The sequence below is a fragment of the Psychrobacter sp. UBA3480 genome, assembly GCF_002377945.1.
GTDB lineage: Bacteria > Pseudomonadota > Gammaproteobacteria > Pseudomonadales > Moraxellaceae > Psychrobacter.
Map to the genome: position 1 here is coordinate 49,225 of NZ_DFQV01000015.1, position 18,885 is coordinate 68,109.

The following is an 18,885-nucleotide window of genomic DNA, read 5'->3' on the forward strand; positions in this document are numbered from 1 at the left end:
ACGTATTTATGCAATAGCACAAAAAAACCACCTCAACCGAGGTGGCCTTTTATACTGAAACTAAACTGAACAGCTTACTGCATGACTAGGTATTCAAAGGCTGACAATGCTGCTTTACTACCTTCACCCATCGCAATGTTAATCTGCTTAAATGGTACGGTGGTTACGTCACCACAAGCAAAGATACCTTTACGATCTGTACGGCAGCGCTCATCGATTTCGATCTCACCAAAGCGGTTTAGATCAACGAAGCCTTTGATGAATCCAGTGTTTGGAACTAAACCAATCTGTACAAACACCCCTGATAAATCACGCTCATGAGTCTCACCTGTGCTGCGATCTTGGTAGACGATAGACGATACTTTGCCATCAGTCGCTTTGATCTCTTGCGTCGCTGCACCGGTAATGAACTCAATATTGGTTTTCTCTTTGGCTTTGTTGATCAGTACTTGGTCAGCTTTTAATTCATCAGCGAACTCGAGTACAGTAACGTGATTGACGATACCTGCCAAATCTAGTGCTGCCTCAACGCCTGAGTTACCACCGCCGATCACTGAGATGTCTTTACCTTTAAAGAATGGACCATCACAATGCGCACAGAAAGCCACACCTTTACCGATATTTTCTTCTTCACCCGGTACGCCAAGCTTTCTCCACTGAGCACCTGTCGCCAAGATAATACTACGAGTCTCGAACGTCTCACCAGTATTTAGATGGATACTGTAGTTCTCTTCTTCAGTCTCGCCGATTTCTTTAACGCTCACATGCTCTTTTAGCGTGATATTATATTCGGCCAAGTGCTTAACAAAGTTGGTCGATAAATCTGTACCATTGGTTAGCGGCACTGAAATCAAGTTCTCAATGTCTTGCGTGTCTTTTACCTGTCCACCGATACGGTCAGCGACCATCGTAACTTTTAAGCCTTTACGCGCTGTATAAATGGCAGCGGCCACACCTGCAGGGCCAGCACCGATGATAGTGACGTCTTGCTGCTCTAATTGCTCAGCATCATCTTCTACTTCTGACAATAAATCAGGGAACTGCTCTTGCAATTTTCCGATCAATTTAGCGGTGTCGATTAGGCCATTAGCAAATGGTTTACCGTTCAAAAATACAGCTGGTACGCCTTGGATTTTGTTCGCTTCTACTTGCTCTTGAAACAATGCACCATCGATCATCTCATTGCTGATACCATCGTTTAGTAGCGCAAACTGGTTCAATGCCTGAACGACTTCTGGGCAGCTATGGCATGACAATGACACGTAGGTCTGGAACTGTAATGGCTTATTAAAGCGCTTAACTAACTTTTGGATACCTTCATCCAACTTTAGCGTATGACCACCGGCTTGCAGAATCGCCAAAATCAACGACGTAAACTCATGACCACCTGGGATACCGCTGAATACGATACCAGTATCGTTTGATGCGCCATCAATGTGACTGACTACTTTAAAACTAATCGCACTAGGCAAACTATCGTCAGTTGCTTCTGCATCGAAGTTGATTTTGTCTGTTGTTCCAGCAATCTTGGTCAAAAAATCTACCAATTCTGCACGTTTTGCATGCGTACCATTACCTAATACAAAAGTAATTGGGCGTGTCATGTTTTCGCTATAGCTCTTAACGGCATCTAATAAATTCTGATCTATCATGTTTGTTCCTCATTATGACTGAATATGTAACGGCAGCTATCAAGCCACGCGTCTAAATATGAAATAGTTGGTGTTAATAATTTTGTATAAAAGGTTATATATAGTGGGCTCTTGCCCTTTGATGTGTCTATTATCAAGCGTTTAGCGAGTTTCGGCAAGCTGAGAAACTCAAACTTTATGTTTTATAAAACCAATCGTTTATTGCTTTAAATAATTAAATACAAATACACAAACAAATGATAGTGATGGTACATGGTCTATTTTTTCGCTACAATCGAATGGTATTGATAGCAATATGCATTATCAATATCGTGAAGTAGCTATCTTTATTACCATTAAACTTTCACCCCTTCCAAACAAAGTCTCACCATCATAAGCGTCTTAACCATAACGTGCTTACGCTTATTCTAAGCTTGCACTAAATAACAAGGATGACAACATGACAATGACAGACACATGGCAAGATCACAGTGATATTATCGATGAGCTCAAGCAAAAGGACACGCATTTTGCGAGTATCTTTGACGAGCATACGACTCTAGATAGGCAAATTAATAAGCTTGAAAACGATGTAGTCAAGCATGCCAGTCGCGACGAAGAAATCGAACAGATGAAACGACGAAAGCTACAGCTCAAAGACGAGATTTATAAAACCATTGATAAAAATAAAGCACAGTCTCGCGCTTAATATTGCGCCTATACTTAGAGATATGCTGAAAAAATAGTACTAACAATATCTATGCTTAAGACGTAAAAAGACCCCATCAACTTATGTTAATGGGGTCTTTATTTGTAGCACTGACTTAAATCAGATGTTTAAGATACAGCACTACTTTTATCTAAGTATGAAATACCTACTTAGATTTTACCAACTAGGTCAAGACTTGGCTTTAATGTGTCGCCGCCTTGTTCCCAAGCTGCTGGGCAAACTTCGCCATCGTTTTCACGAACATACTGTGCTGCTTTTACTTTACGTAGCATGTCTTTTGCACTACGGCCGATACCGCCAGCATGGATTTCAGCGACTTGGATCAAGCCATCAGGATCTACTAAGAATGTACCGCGCTCAGCCAAACCTGCTTCTTCAATCATGACGTTGAAACCACGAGTGATTTTACCAGTAGGATCGCCGATCATTGGGTATTGTACTTTACCGATAGCTTCTGAAGAATCATGCCATGCTTTGTGCGTGAAATGCGTGTCAGTAGATACTGAGTATACTTCAACACCAAGACCTTTTAGCTCGTCATAATGAGCGGCCATGTCTTCTAGCTCAGTTGGGCAAACGAACGTGAAATCAGCTGGGTAAAATAGGAAAATCGCCCAGTTGCCTTTTACGTCTTCTGAAGTAATGGTTTTGAACTCACCGTTTACGTATGCATCTGCTGAAAATTCTGGGATTTCTTGATTGATGATAGACGCCATGGTTGGCTCCTCTATAGTTAAGTAAATTGGAAATTAATTATGTGGTTTTTTCAATTAGCCCTCCAGCTCTCTGGGCTACCTGACAAACTATACGCGAATTCTACGGTTAATCCAGTTAAAAGTTTTTAATGTGATGTTTTGTTTTATTAAACTTGTTAAACTATTATCTCTACATTTTATCATTGGTGCTTAATTGGTAATTTGCTACCTTGTAAAGGTTGACCAAACATAATAAATTGCATTAAAAACCCACTAACAGAGAGGTTTTATGATTACTTTACGACAACTTGAGTTTGCCCTAGCCGTCGCCAAACATCGTCATTTTAAACGTGCGGCTGAAGATTGCAATATCTCGCAATCTGCACTGAGTTTGGGTATCGCAGAATTAGAAAAACAGTTAGATACTCAGATTTTTGAGCGCAATAATAAGCAGGTATTGATTACCCCTATCGGTCAAGACATTCTCACGCGGGCGCAGCGAGTGTTTTCTGAAGTCAGCGATTTGACCACGCGTGCTCATAGCCATCAGACGCCGCTTGCCTATCCCATGACTGTCGGTATCATTCCAACGATTGCGCCTTATTTGCTGCCAAAAGTACTGCCTGCGCTGCGTGCACAATATCCAGAGTTCCGTATGACCATCGTCGAACAACAGACAGAGCGTTTGCTTGAACAGGTACGCTACGGTCATATCGACACCGCTATTATTGCGCTACCTTATGCGGTAGATGGGCTACACAGTTTTGAGTTTTGGAGTGAAGACTTCTTTGCTGTATTTCCAAAAGATGACATACATGCCAAGCTTGAGACCATCAATGCTGATGAACTGGCGACTGCCAACCTGATGTTACTTGGTGAAGGTCATTGCCTAACCGACCAGACGCTGTCTGTCTGTCATTTTGACCGTGCACAAATGAAATCAAGCTTCTCAGATGCCAGTCTAAATACTTTGATTCAAATGGCGCTTGCCAATATGGGCACGACGCTAGTACCTGAAATGGCGCTCGATCAGCTACACCTGCAAAACCAAAATGCCGTCGCCATACCATTGGCTGAAGACGGGCCGCATCGCCATATTGCCTTTGTCACCCGTCTGAACTATGCGCGTGTCGATGATGTTAGCTTGCTTGGTGAGGTGTTTAATAAAGCATTTAAAGATGCGGTAGCTAACAAAGAATAATCAAACCATCTTTACCACGGTCATATTGAAAAATGACATATGAAAACTGTCTCAAATAAGCATGATGAGCTTGGCAAGTGCTTTGCACAACATTTATCAACTATGACTAGCGATATTTCGCCAAAGCAAATAGATAGACTTTGGCAAAATATCGTGACGCGCTATGGTGAACCACAACGTGCCTATCATACACTCAATCATATTGAACAGCTCTTGGTACAGTTTGAGAGTATTAAGCACATTCTGTCTGAGCAACATATCATTGCATTGGCACTGTACTATCATGATGTGATATATGACCCAACACGCTCCGATAACGAGCTAAAAAGTGCAGAATTTGCAACAGATGCCCTGAGCTCGTATCTCAGTCAAGAGCAATGCCAACAGACTCATGCTCTCATTATGATGACGGCTAATCATCAGCTAGATACGTTGGTAGACAGTGACAAATATAACGATGCTGCGTATCTATTAGATATGGATTTGAGTATGTTGGGTGCGCCTTGGCCTACCTACAAGCAGTATGCAAAGGCGATACGCCAAGAATATAAGCATATCGCAGATGACAACTACCGTGATGGGCGCACTGCAGTGTTACAAGGATTACTAGCACATCCCAAACTTTATCTGACTGACCATTACTACAATCAGTTAGAAACGCAAGCTCGAGATAATATCAAGCGCGAGCTTACTTTGCTCGCAGCTTTATAAACAGCTCACTACCCTGCCGCGCTGGATGTGAATTATAGCTAGGCTCCATAATATCGATATCAAAATGACTTTGAAAGCGCTGTTGGTACTCTTCCTTGCTGCCGCCGAATGGTGGCTCTTCCCGTCCAAAATCTGTGTCGAATAACAACCCAACTAATTTGCCTTGTGGCTTTAACAGCCTTGCCATCTGTTGCACATATTCATCACGGCGAGATGGATTAATCGCACAAAAAAACGTCTGCTCAAGTATCCAATCAAATTGATACTGCTCAGCTGACAAGCTAAAAAAATCCGCACAGATCAAGTGCTCAGAGGGGAAAGTAGGATAGCGCTCTGCAAACGTCTCAATCGGTGCAGGGGCAAAGTCAACTAGCGTAATATTGGTAAAACCTTGCTCATATAAGTAGCCCACTTCATAAGCATTACCTGCACCTGGCACTAGTATCGCCTGATTTTTTGCACTCTCAGGTAACTGGTCGATATAAGCTTTGAGCGGTGGCGATACCTGCCCCATATCCCAACCGATGCTGTTCTTCTCATAACGCTGCTGCCAAAACTCCGCTTGGTTGACGTTTTCCATATGACATCCCTGTATATAAAACCATTGTTTAAACGACACGATTTGTACCGTTATTCCTTATCATATCAGGCTTATTCAGGTGTGTCCCTATTTTAAAAATGATGATAAAAATAGGACTTAATGCTCTGCATAATGAAAGTTACACAGATGATATCGAGGTGCTTACGAGAACTATTTAGCTGATTAGATGGTTAAATAGTTAGATGATACGTTTAGTCCAGCTGTCCTGTCTTGCCCGCTAGGATATTATGCCATTGCTGGTAATCTGGCATCGCTGTCGCAACCGTTTGCCAAAACACACGGCTATGGTTGGCATGATGCAAGTGGCACAGCTCATGAACGATTACGTATTCGGTGCATTCGATAGGATAGGCAGGAAGATAAACCGATAGCCAAATTCGTTTTGCGCGCGTGTTGCAGCTGCCCCAACGTGTGTGCATTTTTTTTAACCGTATTTCATTGGCGTAAGCGCCAACGATTGGCTGCCACTTTTCAAATAGTGCAGGTGCGACTTCGGAGAGTTGTTGCCGATAGTAGGTGATTTTTTCATCAGGACTGAGCGTAAATGATTGCTCTGTACCCCATAATAACACTGAATTATTAGCAGTTGAAAAGTCTGATGACGTATTCTGTCTACGTTTGTATTGCTCTAATACTTGTTGGTGATTTGCAATAGCCCACGGCACCCGCTTAGCCACAGCATGCAACATTTGTGATGCGCTGACATGCATCGGTGCAGAGACCATCAACGTATAAGGCTTTAAGCGAAAATTAATATTTTTAACACGCTTTTTACTGATATGTAGCTCGATGCCTGCCTGTGCAAGCTGCTGTCTGACAGTATCTAAATTGGTGTTTAAGCTAATGCTCTACCTCCTTGGCTGACTATTACTGCCATTCTAGTAATAGTCATTATTAATCGCCGTGCCTATTCAGCTGTCGCTCTTGCTGAACGTCATGGATCACAGTGCTTGTAAGTGGTTGTCAAACGACATCATATGCAGTTGACTGTCTTTGATAATCCGCTCATGAGGTTCAACATCGTCTACGTTCGATTTTACTTCTGGTAAAACAGTTACTTTTAGCGCTGTTAACTGCCCTTGACCATCACTAACGATAAATCCTGTCGGCTCGGTATGTTTATCAATTGTACTCATTGAAGCACTAGAACTAGCTAACACCGAAGCCCCTGCACAATCTGGCAGATTTACATCATCAATCAGCTCTCGGGTATGTAAATCATAAATTGCTGCACAGCCGCCAATCGGTGTAGTCACACACAGTAGGTTACGCTCACTATCTACCGCCACGCTAGCGATATATTGGTGAAAGCGTTGCCATTGATTGTTTGGCATGGTCAGTGGGGTAAAGCTAGCATCACCACGTTTATGGGTTAATACCAATGGAACATTGATATGTTTTTCACCTTGAAACTGAATACCAATCATCACTGTGCCATCATCGTGCATGGCTAAATGACGCACACTCATCTGATTATGTTCGGGAGTCACTTGCTCAAGCAGTGTGCCATCGTGACGATTCAAATAAACCAGTGAGGGTCGCATGGTATCTAGATTTAGCTCTTCGCGTGAGGCCTGCTCGGTTTTGATACCACCGTTTGCAATGACGAGCGTTTCGCTATCAGGATGCATAATCAGCTCATGCGGCCCAATACCATATGAATCAAACTCTGCTACTTTTTGATAAGCATCATTGGCATCATAGATACCAATTTTGCCTGCCAAACTCACCGTGTCATTCTCAGTTACGTAGAGCAAGCTGCCATCTAAGCTATAGCAAGCATGACCATAAAAGTGACGGTCTACATCAGCTGTAATCGCATGTTGTACTTGCCCATTTGATGTATTAAGCACCCAGAATCTTTCGCTTGGACGACGACCCATCACAACAACATCACGTCTTTGATCCACAGTGCTATGCTGAGTTTGAGCTTCAGATACATTGATAGGTAGAGGCTGAACAACGATGTCGTGGACACGCTCAGGCATAGTTGTCTGCCAAACGATTTGTCTGTCAGCATCAATACCTACCACGCCAAAGTCGTGCTCACTCTGGCCTGATGTAGCCTGATCTTTTGGCAGTGATGCAACGCCACTGACCCAGCTGACTGGGCGCGCTAGCATCGTTGTCGTATGTACAGCAGCAAAGTCAGGCGTGTTACTTTTATCATCACCTACAGCATGATAAGCCTGCTTCCAGGTTACCGCTGCTTGCTCACAAGCATAACGTAAGCGCGAAAGCTTCGGCGTTGAAACAGGTGCCGCACTTAATGCTTGCAACTGCGTACGAATACCATCTACATAATCTTGTAGACTGGCATCTGGATGCTGCTGCTTACGATAACGATGGTGAATACCGACCAGCGCCGCCGTACCAACTGCTGTCAGCACTGAAGTCGTCAAAAGCTCATGAGTTGACGAAGTTCTCCCAGACCGATTAGACCTATTCATCTGGTCATGAGTCTGGGCTGCTGACATTGCTGTACTCGCTTCGATAGTAGACATTGTCTAATCGCCATCAGTGCTGTTAAAGCCCACGCGAATACCAAGTGCTGGGATTAACTGGCGTTTAATCAGACGAGTGACATCAGTCAGATGATCGTATAACGCTTGTTGATCGTCCTTACTAGCCTCTGATAAATCTTCTGGCATTTGTGCTAATAATGCGGTTGTATCAGCCAATGCAGTTGATAGATTATCCGAAACTTTGTTTTCATCATTGCTACCAAGAATAGCTATCAGTACTGGGTCAGTCATGGCTTTATTAATCGTATCTAACTTAGCATTGATGATAGCGCGGCTTTGACCAGCAGTAGCAGCAGGCAAATGACCTTTTGCCTTACCTGTCAGACCGAGTGGCTGATCAATAGCATTAGACTTCATGGTCTCAATCAATGACAGTAGAGAGTTAATCCACTGATTTAGGCCTCTATCGCTCTCTGCTGTTTTGTCTATCGCCAATAAATCAGTCGCGTTTTGCTGCCAGTTTTTCTCGATGTCTTTTAGACGCGTGCTCAACGCACTACTAGCGCTAATCACGTAAGCACACTGACCAGCGTCTAAACTATCATTGGCGAACAAAGCCTCTTCTAATCCAGGAACGCCCTGTACGATCGCGCTCTCGCCAGCAAGCTGCTCTGGCGTTAGTTTTGGATTGGCAGCGATTAAATCAGCCACGCCACTATGTACGAGTCCGCGCTCGTCAGGATAATAGTTAATGTATAGATTGCTCATGCTAGCAGTCGCAGGACCGAAGTTGACCATCTCAGCACTCGACCATGCTTGTGCCAACACTAGCCACTGTGCACGTAATGCTTGTAGCTCATCGCCACTTACTGGAGCTTGGGTACAATGCTTCTGCGCCAATTCGTTCAACAGATCGCTTTGCTTGGCCGCATCAGCATACGCAGGAATCACGATATCGTCTGCCACATGCGTCAAATACGTTTTTGCAGTCTCAGGGCTGATATCTACTGCAACGATTTGCTCAGTACTTGCTTTGCTGTTCTCTACTGAGCTGTCAGTAGCTGCACTGTCTTGCACAACTTTTTGGCTGTCTACATTTGCAGTTTTGTTGTCATCGGCAGGTTTGACACAACTGATCAACAGTCCAGCACTTAATGCAGATAGCGCCATTGCCAAAGCGTGGTTTATTTTCATAGGTTTCTCGGTAATGTTATAGGTAGTAATTTATAGCGTTTTTATACTAATTTTATAATAGCAACTTTATTACAGCGACTTTAGGAACGCATTAAGCTCTGCGCGACCTTGTTTGTCTAACTTCAATACTTGTTGCTTTTGCTTTTCGGCTTCTCCGCCATGCCATAAAACAGCTTCCATCAACGTACGGGCACGGCCATCATGCAAAAACGTCGCTTGAGGATCAACTGTCTGCGCAAGCCCTACGCCCCAAAGTGCTGGCGTACGCCATTCATAAGAGTTGGCTAAAAATTCAACTTGGGCATCTTTTGGTGGTAGTTTGCCAGCAATCGTACGATCAGCGAGATCATCGCCCATATCGTGCAATAGCAAATCTGTGTAAGGATAAATCACTTGTCCATGCTGCTCAAGGTGATCATCGTCGGTTTTTGGCAACTGATATCTTGGCGTATGACAGCTTTGACAACCCATGTCATAAAAACGCTTTTTGCCAGCCAGCACAAGCTTATCATCTGCATTACGGCGATGCGGTACTGCTAGATTGCGAGTATAAAATTCTACAAACTTAGCGACCTCATCGTTTACTTCCACAGGTGATTTACCATTGCCCTGCTCATCAGCACCTGTCGCTGCATTTAGGCAAGCGGTCTGCGTTGGCATACATGACTCGTTAGGACGGATGTTCGACGTCAGACCCATGTCTTCGTTAAAGGCACTTTGGTTCTGAGTAATAAGTTTGGTTTGACCCGCTTTCCAGCCAAATCGTCCAAGCGCACGCTTGCCGGTTTGTGGATCCATGACCCAGTTAAATTTACCACTGATATCACCATTACTACTGTCGCTGGCTTGTTTTTTAATGTCATCGTCAGGTATTTGCTCTAGTAGCCCAAGCCCAATCATCGGTAGCGCCACACGCGGTGATACCATCATGTCATCGTCAAAAGCACCGTAACCAGGTTTGGTCAAATTAAACATTGGCGCACGCAGCGTCTCGACATATCCGTCAGCAAAGGTAACTGGTTTGTCCGTCCACTGCACTGCGATTCTCGCTTCAGCAGGCACGCCCTGAATACCGCGATCTTGTAGCTGGCCACCATACATAGGATGAGCTACCTTTTCAATCAGCGAATCCTGTAGCTGTTGGCGCTGCTCATCAGTCGTCGCTGGCATAGACAGACGAATCAATAAACTATCAGCATCGTCATCGGCAGTCATCGGCGCATGGCCTCGCCCATCTTTGACATGACAAGACTGACAAGCTGCCACATTGAATAATGCGCCCAGCCCATCGCGACTATCAGTACTAGCAGGTGCAACGACCCATGGCTGCTTGAAAAATGCATTACCAATAAAGAACGATCCTTTTCGAGAAGCTGCTAGGTTTGATGAGGGCTTCGAGTAGCTCTCAGCACTGCTAATGCTAATACCAGAGTCACCGCCCTGCTTGATCTCTTGAGGGTCAAAGCTCACCAGTTGCTGCATCGGCACGCCTGCCAGTGTTTCTATATTTTTGACGTGTTCGGACGACAGCGATTGGCTTTTTTCACTGCTGCTTTCATTACTTGAGGCCTGCTCTGAAGTAACATCAGAAACATCGTCAGAAGTGTCGTCAGAAACGCTATCAGATGGTTGACACGCACTGATAGCCATTGCACTGGCGATAATTAGCGCAATCTTAGAGGGTATATGTCGTAGGATTTGAGTAGCAAGAGGAGAATCAGAGGGGTTAACATAATTGGCGTTCATAGAAATTAATTGCCTTAGCGCTAGAGTAGAACCATGAAAATTTTGTCATACCATTTCATTATATGTCGTCACAATCATTGCTTATCGACATATAATGAGACGGTACACCAGCCAATTGGCTCATTTAATGCTCGTAAAAATGCGTTGCCAACGGTGGCTGACAACGCACGTATTATATCTAATCTAAGTATCTAATAAACAGCGGCTACTGACCTATAACGACTAATAAAACGTCGCAAAGCCAATGAAAGGCTTTTAAATAAGGGCCGCTAGCTTAAATTTTTCTTAAAACTGTGACCCGGCATCTGCATCTAGATTATCGATTCCAACTGCTTTTGCAGCGTTTTCAATACTGGCCGTCAGCTCTTGTAAGCTAGTGATGCCCGCTTCAACCCATCCACGACGGACGTTTTGTTCTTCGGCAGAGATACCTTCTTGGCTGGCTTGACCGACAGTTGCAATCATCTGGTCAATCTTGATGCCGTCTTTTTCGCCTTTTTCAACGATAACGTTGAACGCGCCTTCTACTTTGTTGAACTCAGCAGCCAATTTATCAGCGGCTTCTGTATGTCCATTATCCGTTAGATAGTCTTTGATACCGTAGCCGCCCACTGTCTTACCAGCGACTGTTGTATAGCTACCATTAAAGACGTTTTGGATACCGCGCGCATTATTGGCATAGCTTAAATGAGTCAAATCACTAAAGCATTCGTGCTCATCTTCAGTAGAGCCAGTAACAAAAGCGACCTGCATACGCTCAGAAGCAAGCTCACCTAATGCTAGGCTACCCATTTGATACATAATTTGGCGCAGACCATTGTCATATTTGCGCGCTATCAAATCACTGCGCAAGGTATTCTCAGTATCAGGCTGCCACTGGGCTTTCATCGCGGTCAAATCATCAACCAATAGTTGAGTTGCAGCGGTTAAGAATTCACCACGGCGCTCACAGATACCGGCATCTTCGTTGACGGTCTCACCACTAGTACACTGTCCAGCTTCAGTCGCATAGTCAGTGACTGGGCGATTACCTGCGCCTTCTTTCACGCCATTGTTGTCCTGACCCCACAGCATAAATTCAATCGCATGATAGCCAGTCGTTACATTGGCTTCACTACCGCCGATTTCATTCATTTCTGCTAGTAGCTCAGGTGTAATCGTACTGGTATCTTGCTTGATACTACCAACAGTAATGCTGTCGCTATTGATGATGTTTTCTTGGCTGTTGTATTCGCCTTCGTAGTCGTCACCAACATAATCAATCAATGCTTCATCAAGTGGCCAAGCATTGATCTGCCCTTCCCAGCTATCGATGCTGTTGATCGCACGTTTGTCATTGGCAGTCACAAAGCCTTCATCAAAACGGAAAATCTCAGTTTGTGAGTATGGCTGGCGTGCCGCTTTATAGGCAGCCTTTGCAGCATCAAGGTTTTCTTGTGTTGGAGTGGCTACGTATGTCTCTACCGCAGTTTGCAGCGCTTTGGCCGTGTCCAACGAATCTTCATAAGCGGCGTGTGCCATATTTGCATAACTGATAATCAATCTATCAATATGTGCTTTTTCGGCAGCAGTCATCTCTGTATTATCAGCCGTCTCTGTGTTTGCTACTTCTGTTTGCGTCTCTGTCGCAGCATTGGTGTCTTCATCGGCTTGCTTTGTACAGCCCGACACCATTAACAATCCTGCAAGTGCAACAGCTAAAGTAGTTGGTAAAAGCTTACGGCTCGTTACTGTGGTAATCGTCATACATATCCTCAAGAAATATAGCAAAAAATTCGTTTTGGTTAAGTAGCCTCAATTATTTTGATAATCAAGCCATGTTACAGCAGGCTATCCTAGCCATGCACATTGACTCTCAGTGCGCACGATAAGACGTTTAATATTGCATTGATAGCAAACACTGACAAATTATAGTGTTATTGATAATCATTATCAATATTTAATTTAATATTAACTATATCTATCAATCATCACTGTTTTATTCAAACTTAAAACACAAAAAAAGAGCCAGCATATTGCTGACTCTTTTTGAAATATATGTGCTCAAATATCCAGCACATACTTAATAGCTATATAGCTATTTATTAGTTATAGCTATTGATTAGTTTACGCTCTGTGGTGCGTTAACTGTTAGCTCAACACGGCGGTTTTGACCACGGCCATATTCAGTGTTGTTGTCTGCGATTGGACGTGACTCACCGTAAGCAACAACATTTACACGGTTTGAAGCAACACCGCGAGCTGTTAAGTAGTTAGCAACTGAGTAAGCACGATCACGTGACAGACCCATGTTATAAGATGCTGAACCTTTGCTATCAGTGTGACCAGCGATAGTAATTGTGTTTTGGTTGTACTGGTTCATCGTTGAAGCAAGCTTATCAAGCGTTGGCTTGAATGATGAGCTAAGGGTTGCATCATCAAATGAGAACGTAATGCTACCTGGCATAACCAAATCAATGTTACCAGTGGTTGGGTTCTGCTCAACAGTTACGCCTGTACCAGCCATTTGCTGCTCAAGCTGACGAGCTTGACGCTCCATGTAGTAACCAACGCCTGCACCTAGTGCTGCGCCGATAGCTGCATCACGACCAGTTTTGTCGCCGCCTGTTGCTTTTGAAATAGTTGCACCACCTGCTGCACCAACTAGACCACCTAGAGCAGCTTTATTTAGACGCTGTTGTCCAGTGTTTGGATCTGTTGTACAACCGCTAAGTGCTAGACCTGATGCTACTGCTGCAATCATTAAAGTATTACGCATAATATTTCCTCTTAAGTTTAAAAAATCGTGCTTTTTATAAAGATTGTCCGTTAATCTTTTTTAAGTACTTATCTACATTCCCCATTATTATGGCAACTACAATCTATCTCTGTGTAATATTTTGTCATACCTATGTATGAGAAGTGCAGGTTATATTTCAATGATTTTATAGGTCAAATCTTCGCGCCTTGCTACCACTAGTCACGTTTACAACCGTACACTACAACACGTTTCTGCTAAAATTATATCGCTGAATTTGTCGGCTTTAAATAGTCATGATTTAAAGCTTTACGTTCATAATATTCCTGACTTGACTAGGACAGATTCAGCGACATACGGCTTATTATTAATCAGATAGACTGAAAAGGATTGAGCATGCGATTGACATCTACCATTCGAAAAATGCATAAACGTTCGCCTAAATTGGGTAAAGCTGTGTCGCTTGCAACAGCTACTGGTGTCATCGCCGCCAATAGCTTCGGTGGTAGTATTCCTTTATGGCTAATGGGCGTCGGTAAAGTCATTACTGGCGCCTCTATTGCAGACAAAGCCGTCATAAAAATTGCTACTCACTGGATCAGTAGCAACAGTGCCTTGATCGATAACATGTTGCCTCGCAAAGATTGGCGTATCAACCTACCGGACGATATCCATACCAATGGTAAATACCTGCTAGTGAGCAACCACCAATCATGGGTCGATACTAGCATCGTGCAGTATATTGGCGAAAAACGTTTGCCACTTACGCGATTTTTTACCAAGTTTGAGCTGATTTACATTCCTATCGTTGGTCAAGCTTTTTACTTTTTAGACTTTCCAATGATGCGCCGACACTCAAAAGAAGCCATCGCCAAAAATCCTGCGTTAAAAGGCAAGGACATCGAAGAAGCCAAACGTGCCTGCGCCCTACTAAAAGACAAACCGTTTACCTTATTAAATTATTTGGAAGGTACTCGTTTCACCAAAGCCAAACAAGCTCAGCAAAAATCGCCTTATAAGCACTTATTGAAACCTCGTGCAGGCGGATTATCATTGGCTATCAGCGCGCTAGGTGAAGATATCGATGGCATATTAGACATGACCATCGTATATCCTGATGGTGTGCCAAGCTATGGAGATCTTTGGAAAGGTAATATCAAACGCTTGGGCGTTGACTTGCGCTACATCGACATACCGGATACGTTGTTCGAAAGTATCAAGCAAGGTGGCTACGAAAATGACGAAGAGACAAAAGCTCAAATGTTCGACTGGGTTGAGCAAGTGTGGCGTCAAAAAGATGAACGTATTAGCACTATGTTGACAGATTTTGAAACCAACCCAAAAACGCAAGATACCTAACAATCATGAGCAGCCATATTAAACTGGCTGACTGTTAGACCTTATCAAATACCAAGCACAGTCTATGCAAGCGCACTAAGTAGTAAGTATCGATAACGAGATAAAAAGTTATTGGGCAACAAAGTTACGGGTACAGGTGTCACAATAGTCATATCTTACTTATGATGTTTACTGTTAAAACAGCCATGCATCATAAGTAAATTTTAATCAAAGATGGGTTGTTTTTTAACCTTATTCATTGATAATGTGACTAATCATGAACCCATAGATTTTCGATGTCTACTTTCATAGTAAATGGTAGTAAATATCGAATTCTTACCTATTTTTTGTGCCATTTATTACTTATAAGGTATGACTGTGCCCACCTCTACTACTAGCTCGCCGTTAGCTACCGAATCTGTTTTGAGTCAGCCTCATTATCCAATAAGTGATGAGCCACCAAAACCGAACCATCCAAAGCCGAGTCGCTTTAAGCTCACTTACGATATCGTCATGATTATTGCCATCAGTATTGATCTGCTATTGATCAGTATCGATGCTATTTTGATGAGCAATTTTAGTAGCAATGCTGCAGAATGGCTAACCATTAGTGAAGCGCTCAATTGGTATCAAACAACCCTACATGATCCTCTACGCACTGCTGGAGGTTTTTTTACTATCTTTTTGGTCGTTGAGTTGCTGTTGCGTTGGGCGATTGCCATCAAACAAAAAGTCTATTATCGCTGGTTCTTTTTCCCATTCGTTCATTGGTACGAAGTATTAGGCTGTTTTCCGCAGCTACGTGCTTTGCGACTACTGCGAGCGGTCGTTATTGGACGACGTCTATATCAGCTTGGCTACCAAGTACTGCCCCAGACGTGGATCAATCGAATCAAATTCTACATTGACCTACTGTTAGAAGAGCTCTCCGATCGCGTTATTTTGACAGCGATACAAAACTTTCGACAAGAGCTAACCAGTTCAGACACGCATAAATCATTCATCGAGTCGACGATTGCAAAAAATCGAAATGAGATTGAAGCGGCCGTATTGTCCGTGCTACGTACAGAGCTTGCACCGAAGCTGCAGGAACTGACTGCCTCATCAGGTGGTGGCAGTATATTGGCGAGCGAAATGGGCAATGCTATTGAAGAAGGATTGGCCAACACACCTGAGTTGCGCCGCTATCTACGCATGATACCTATCGCGGGCAGTCTGATTGAATCACAGCTACATCACGTCGGGCACAATATCGGTGAGAACGTCGTAAATGCATTAAACAAGCGACTTTTAGACCCTAAGCGCTTGGATATATTAATGATGGAAATTGCTAGCGGTATTGCGCAAATAGATACCAATAATACAGCGCTAGATACTTTGATTTCTAGTATCATTGATGACAGTTTGACTGCGTTTGAAGCGCAAGTAAAAGTGCAGCAATGGAAGCACCAAGATATGCTAAATCTATAGTTTAGCTATCTAATAGCATGATGTAATAAGAGACATAATACCGTGACAGAATTATTTTTAAGGGTTTGTATATGACAGTTTCAGCTAACGATAACCAGACTGCACCAGCGCTAGCTTTCTATGGCAAGATGCTGACGTTTTCACGCGTACAGTTTAGTACAAGCGATCTAGCAGCTATAGAAGCTCAGCTAACTGAAACGCTCAGTAATAAATCGAGCAATATCCCTATCCTTATTGATAGTGACGTTGAGCAGGATTTATCAGCATTGGTAGAGCTGTTATGGGCATGGGGATTGCAGCCTATTGGCGTGGTGACAGGTATGCTTGATGCGCAAGCACGTGAGCAGCGCTTAGCGATATTTCCAGCAGATGGTAAGCGTATTGAGCGTATATTACCAAGTAAAAAAGCCCCCGTTCCTACCCAACTATCAGCAGAGAATGACAACGCTGAAGCAGTTAGTGCTAACAAAGTCGATAATGCTTCTACCACGAGCGAACCTGCCACTGAAACCACACTATCTAATATGCCCACCGAGACGTTGGTAAGTACTCAGCATATTACTAGCTTAATCTATGATCAAATGCTGCGTTCAGGACAAAGCCTCAATCACGTTGGCGGCGACTTGATTTTGACCAGTAGTATTAATAGCGGCGCTGAAGCGATTACTGACAATAGCTTGCATGTATATGGCCGTGCACAAGGGCGTTTGGTGGCAGGCGCAACAGGTGATAAAGATGCCCGTATATTCTGCCAAGTCTTTAATCCGTCATTGGTGTCAGTAGCAGGGACATATTGCTTACGAGACAATTTACCTGAGCATGTTATCGACAAGTCCGTGCAAGTAAAATTTGTAGAAGGCGAAGGCTTAGTGTTTACCGTGATGGATGAAGCTTAAGACACCATTAAAAATAATACACCGTGAAGTGACTTTATAGAAAACTAAGGTAGTTAAGCTGCTCTATTCGACAAGCCAAAAAGCATAGTTATAACCCTACTAATACCACGCAGAGAGGCTAATTGAGCGATACATAGGTTGTTTTTCTGCTTTAGTATCGAGCTGCTATAAATTTTTGTTTATTTATGCTAGGCTAGCTTCGAAGATAGTATATATATGTTAGGTAAATAACATGTAATTTTGCTATTTATATAAAAGATATCCCATTGATTCATAGGAGTGTGCCATTGTGGCGAAGATAGTTGTAATCACTTCAGGTAAAGGCGGTGTGGGTAAAACCACGACAAGTGCTTCTTTTGCCGCTGGTTTGGCGTTACGTGGCTATAAAACAGTTGTTATCGACTTTGATGTAGGTCTACGTAATCTAGACTTAATCATGGGTTGCGAAAACAGAATTGTTTATGACTTCGTAGATGTCATCACTGGAAACGCGCGCTTGTCGCAAGCACTTGTCAAAGACAAACAGCTTGAAAACCTGTATATCCTGCCCGCCAGTCAAACGCGTGATAAAGACGCATTGACAGACGAAGGGGTATCAGAGGTAATGGCTGAACTCTCAAAGCAGTTTGACTATATTATTTGTGACTCACCTGCCGGTATCGAGCGCGGTGCACAGTTAGCGATGTATCATGCGGATGAAGCTATTATTGTTACTAACCCTGAGATCTCTTCAGTGCGTGACTCAGATAGAATCATCGGTATTCTGCAAAGTCAGACGAAAAAGGTAGAAGAGAACCAAGGTACTGTTCGTGAGCATTTGATTATTACTCGTTATAATCCTGAACGTGCGGCTGCCAATGAAATGATGGATATTGACACTATCTCGAACGATATCCTAAAAGTTCCACTACTTGGTGTTGTGCCTGAGAGCCATTCCGTGCTTGAAGCGTCCAACCATGGCGAACCAGTTATTCATTATACCGACTCTGTTGCTGGTCAATGTTATGAGGACATTGTCGCCCGTTTCTTGGGTGAAGAGCGCCCACTACGTCATATTGACGTGAAGAAAAAGAGTCTATTACAGCGCTGGTTTGGAGGATAATGATGACTAAGAAAAAAGGATTTTGGAGTAGCCTATTCGGTACTGACGACAACAGTAACGCAGGTAGCGCAAATTTAGCAACTGAGCGTTTAAAAGTTATCGTTGCTAGCGAAAACAGATTGAACAATCGCTTAACGGTTGATCGTATCGAGAAAATGAAACGTGAAATCTTAGAAGTTGTGAACAAATACGTTAACGGTGTGCAGATTGATGATGTCAATATTAACCATCGTTCTGAAGACAGCTTAGATGTGTTAGAGATGAATATTAATTTGCCTGAGCATAAGAAATAGCGTTCTAACAGTACGTATTTCTACAATAAATAAAAAAAGCCCCAAGTTTGATACTTGGGGCTTTTTAATGTTTAT

At 43.2% G+C, this 18,885-nt stretch carries 17 protein-coding genes; 8 read left to right on the top strand and 9 right to left on the bottom strand.

The annotated features are described in order from the left end of the window. Nucleotides 1-74: 74 nt before the first annotated feature. Nucleotides 75-1,652: an alkyl hydroperoxide reductase subunit F gene (gene ahpF, locus B2863_RS05565; protein ID WP_179797528.1), complete on the bottom strand. Its 1,578-nt coding sequence runs from the start codon at nucleotides 1,650-1,652 to the stop codon at nucleotides 75-77. Between the two features lie 439 nt (nucleotides 1,653-2,091). Between ahpF and B2863_RS05570 the strand changes: the two genes are divergently transcribed. After that, nucleotides 2,092-2,340 carry a YdcH family protein gene (locus B2863_RS05570; protein WP_057761532.1) on the top strand — a complete coding sequence of 83 codons (249 nt, stop codon included), beginning with the start codon at nucleotides 2,092-2,094 and terminating at the stop codon, nucleotides 2,338-2,340. Nucleotides 2,341-2,510: 170 nt separating this feature from the next. Here B2863_RS05570 and ahpC read toward each other — a convergent pair whose 3' ends face one another. Next, a complete protein-coding gene (gene ahpC / locus B2863_RS05575) occupies nucleotides 2,511-3,077 on the bottom strand; it encodes an alkyl hydroperoxide reductase subunit C (protein ID WP_057761534.1) in 567 nt (188 codons plus the stop codon). A 268-nt stretch (nucleotides 3,078-3,345) separates the two neighbouring features. On the opposite strand from ahpC, the gene B2863_RS05580 reads away from it, so the two are divergent. Further along, nucleotides 3,346-4,257 (top strand): hydrogen peroxide-inducible genes activator, encoded by a 912-nt coding sequence (locus B2863_RS05580; protein ID WP_101206008.1) that lies wholly within the window; start codon nucleotides 3,346-3,348, stop codon nucleotides 4,255-4,257. Between the two features lie 39 nt (nucleotides 4,258-4,296). After that, nucleotides 4,297-4,968, top strand: a complete 672-nt coding sequence (locus B2863_RS05585) for a hypothetical protein (protein ID WP_296208106.1) — start codon at nucleotides 4,297-4,299, stop codon at nucleotides 4,966-4,968. Here the strand turns inward: B2863_RS05585 and B2863_RS05590 are convergent. The 7 genes from B2863_RS05590 to B2863_RS05620 all read right to left on the bottom strand — a co-directional run bounded on the left by B2863_RS05590 (nucleotide 4,946) and on the right by B2863_RS05620 (nucleotide 13,732). Next, complete coding sequence (locus B2863_RS05590) at nucleotides 4,946-5,548, bottom strand: methyltransferase domain-containing protein (protein WP_296208108.1); 603 nt, start codon at nucleotides 5,546-5,548, stop codon at nucleotides 4,946-4,948. The genes B2863_RS05585 and B2863_RS05590 overlap by 23 nt on opposite strands. Nucleotides 5,549-5,760: 212 nt before the next feature. Further along, on the bottom strand, nucleotides 5,761-6,294 hold the full coding sequence (locus B2863_RS05595) for a M48 family metallopeptidase (RefSeq protein WP_339343194.1): 534 nt from the start codon (nucleotides 6,292-6,294) through the stop codon (nucleotides 5,761-5,763). A gap of 216 nt (nucleotides 6,295-6,510) precedes the next feature. Continuing rightward, the gene (locus tag B2863_RS05600) at nucleotides 6,511-8,073 is read right to left on the bottom strand and encodes a DUF1513 domain-containing protein (protein WP_296208110.1); all 1,563 of its coding nucleotides are present in this window, start codon (nucleotides 8,071-8,073) and stop codon (nucleotides 6,511-6,513) included. A 3-nt stretch (nucleotides 8,074-8,076) separates the two neighbouring features. After that, entirely contained in the window at nucleotides 8,077-9,228 is a 1,152-nt protein-coding gene (locus tag B2863_RS05605; RefSeq protein WP_296208112.1) for an imelysin family protein, read from the bottom strand. 69 nt (nucleotides 9,229-9,297) lie between these two features. Next, nucleotides 9,298-10,974 (bottom strand): di-heme oxidoredictase family protein, encoded by a 1,677-nt coding sequence (locus B2863_RS05610; RefSeq protein WP_414706892.1) that lies wholly within the window; start codon nucleotides 10,972-10,974, stop codon nucleotides 9,298-9,300. 285 nt (nucleotides 10,975-11,259) lie between these two features. Further along, on the bottom strand, nucleotides 11,260-12,720 hold the full coding sequence (locus tag B2863_RS05615; protein WP_296208113.1) for an imelysin family protein: 1,461 nt from the start codon (nucleotides 12,718-12,720) through the stop codon (nucleotides 11,260-11,262). 355 nt (nucleotides 12,721-13,075) lie between these two features. Next, on the bottom strand, nucleotides 13,076-13,732 hold the full coding sequence (locus B2863_RS05620) for an OmpA family protein (RefSeq protein WP_057761553.1): 657 nt from the start codon (nucleotides 13,730-13,732) through the stop codon (nucleotides 13,076-13,078). Nucleotides 13,733-14,107: 375 nt separating this feature from the next. Here B2863_RS05620 and B2863_RS05625 point away from each other — a divergent pair, with 375 nt between their 5' ends. The 5 genes from B2863_RS05625 (at nucleotide 14,108) to minE (ending at nucleotide 18,810) form a co-directional block, all read left to right on the top strand. Beyond that, on the top strand, nucleotides 14,108-15,070 hold the full coding sequence (locus tag B2863_RS05625; RefSeq protein ID WP_296208116.1) for an acyltransferase: 963 nt from the start codon (nucleotides 14,108-14,110) through the stop codon (nucleotides 15,068-15,070). Nucleotides 15,071-15,421: 351 nt separating this feature from the next. Further along, nucleotides 15,422-16,519: a hypothetical protein gene (locus B2863_RS05630; protein WP_296208118.1), complete on the top strand. Its 1,098-nt coding sequence runs from the start codon at nucleotides 15,422-15,424 to the stop codon at nucleotides 16,517-16,519. A gap of 71 nt (nucleotides 16,520-16,590) precedes the next feature. Continuing rightward, nucleotides 16,591-17,415, top strand: a complete 825-nt coding sequence (gene minC, locus B2863_RS05635) for a septum site-determining protein MinC (protein WP_296208120.1) — start codon at nucleotides 16,591-16,593, stop codon at nucleotides 17,413-17,415. A 289-nt stretch (nucleotides 17,416-17,704) separates the two neighbouring features. Further along, nucleotides 17,705-18,517 (top strand): septum site-determining protein MinD, encoded by an 813-nt coding sequence (minD, locus tag B2863_RS05640; RefSeq protein ID WP_057761560.1) that lies wholly within the window; start codon nucleotides 17,705-17,707, stop codon nucleotides 18,515-18,517. Nucleotides 18,518-18,519: 2 nt separating this feature from the next. Beyond that, entirely contained in the window at nucleotides 18,520-18,810 is a 291-nt protein-coding gene (gene minE / locus B2863_RS05645) for a cell division topological specificity factor MinE (RefSeq protein WP_057762631.1), read from the top strand. Nucleotides 18,811-18,885: the final 75 nt, after the last annotated feature.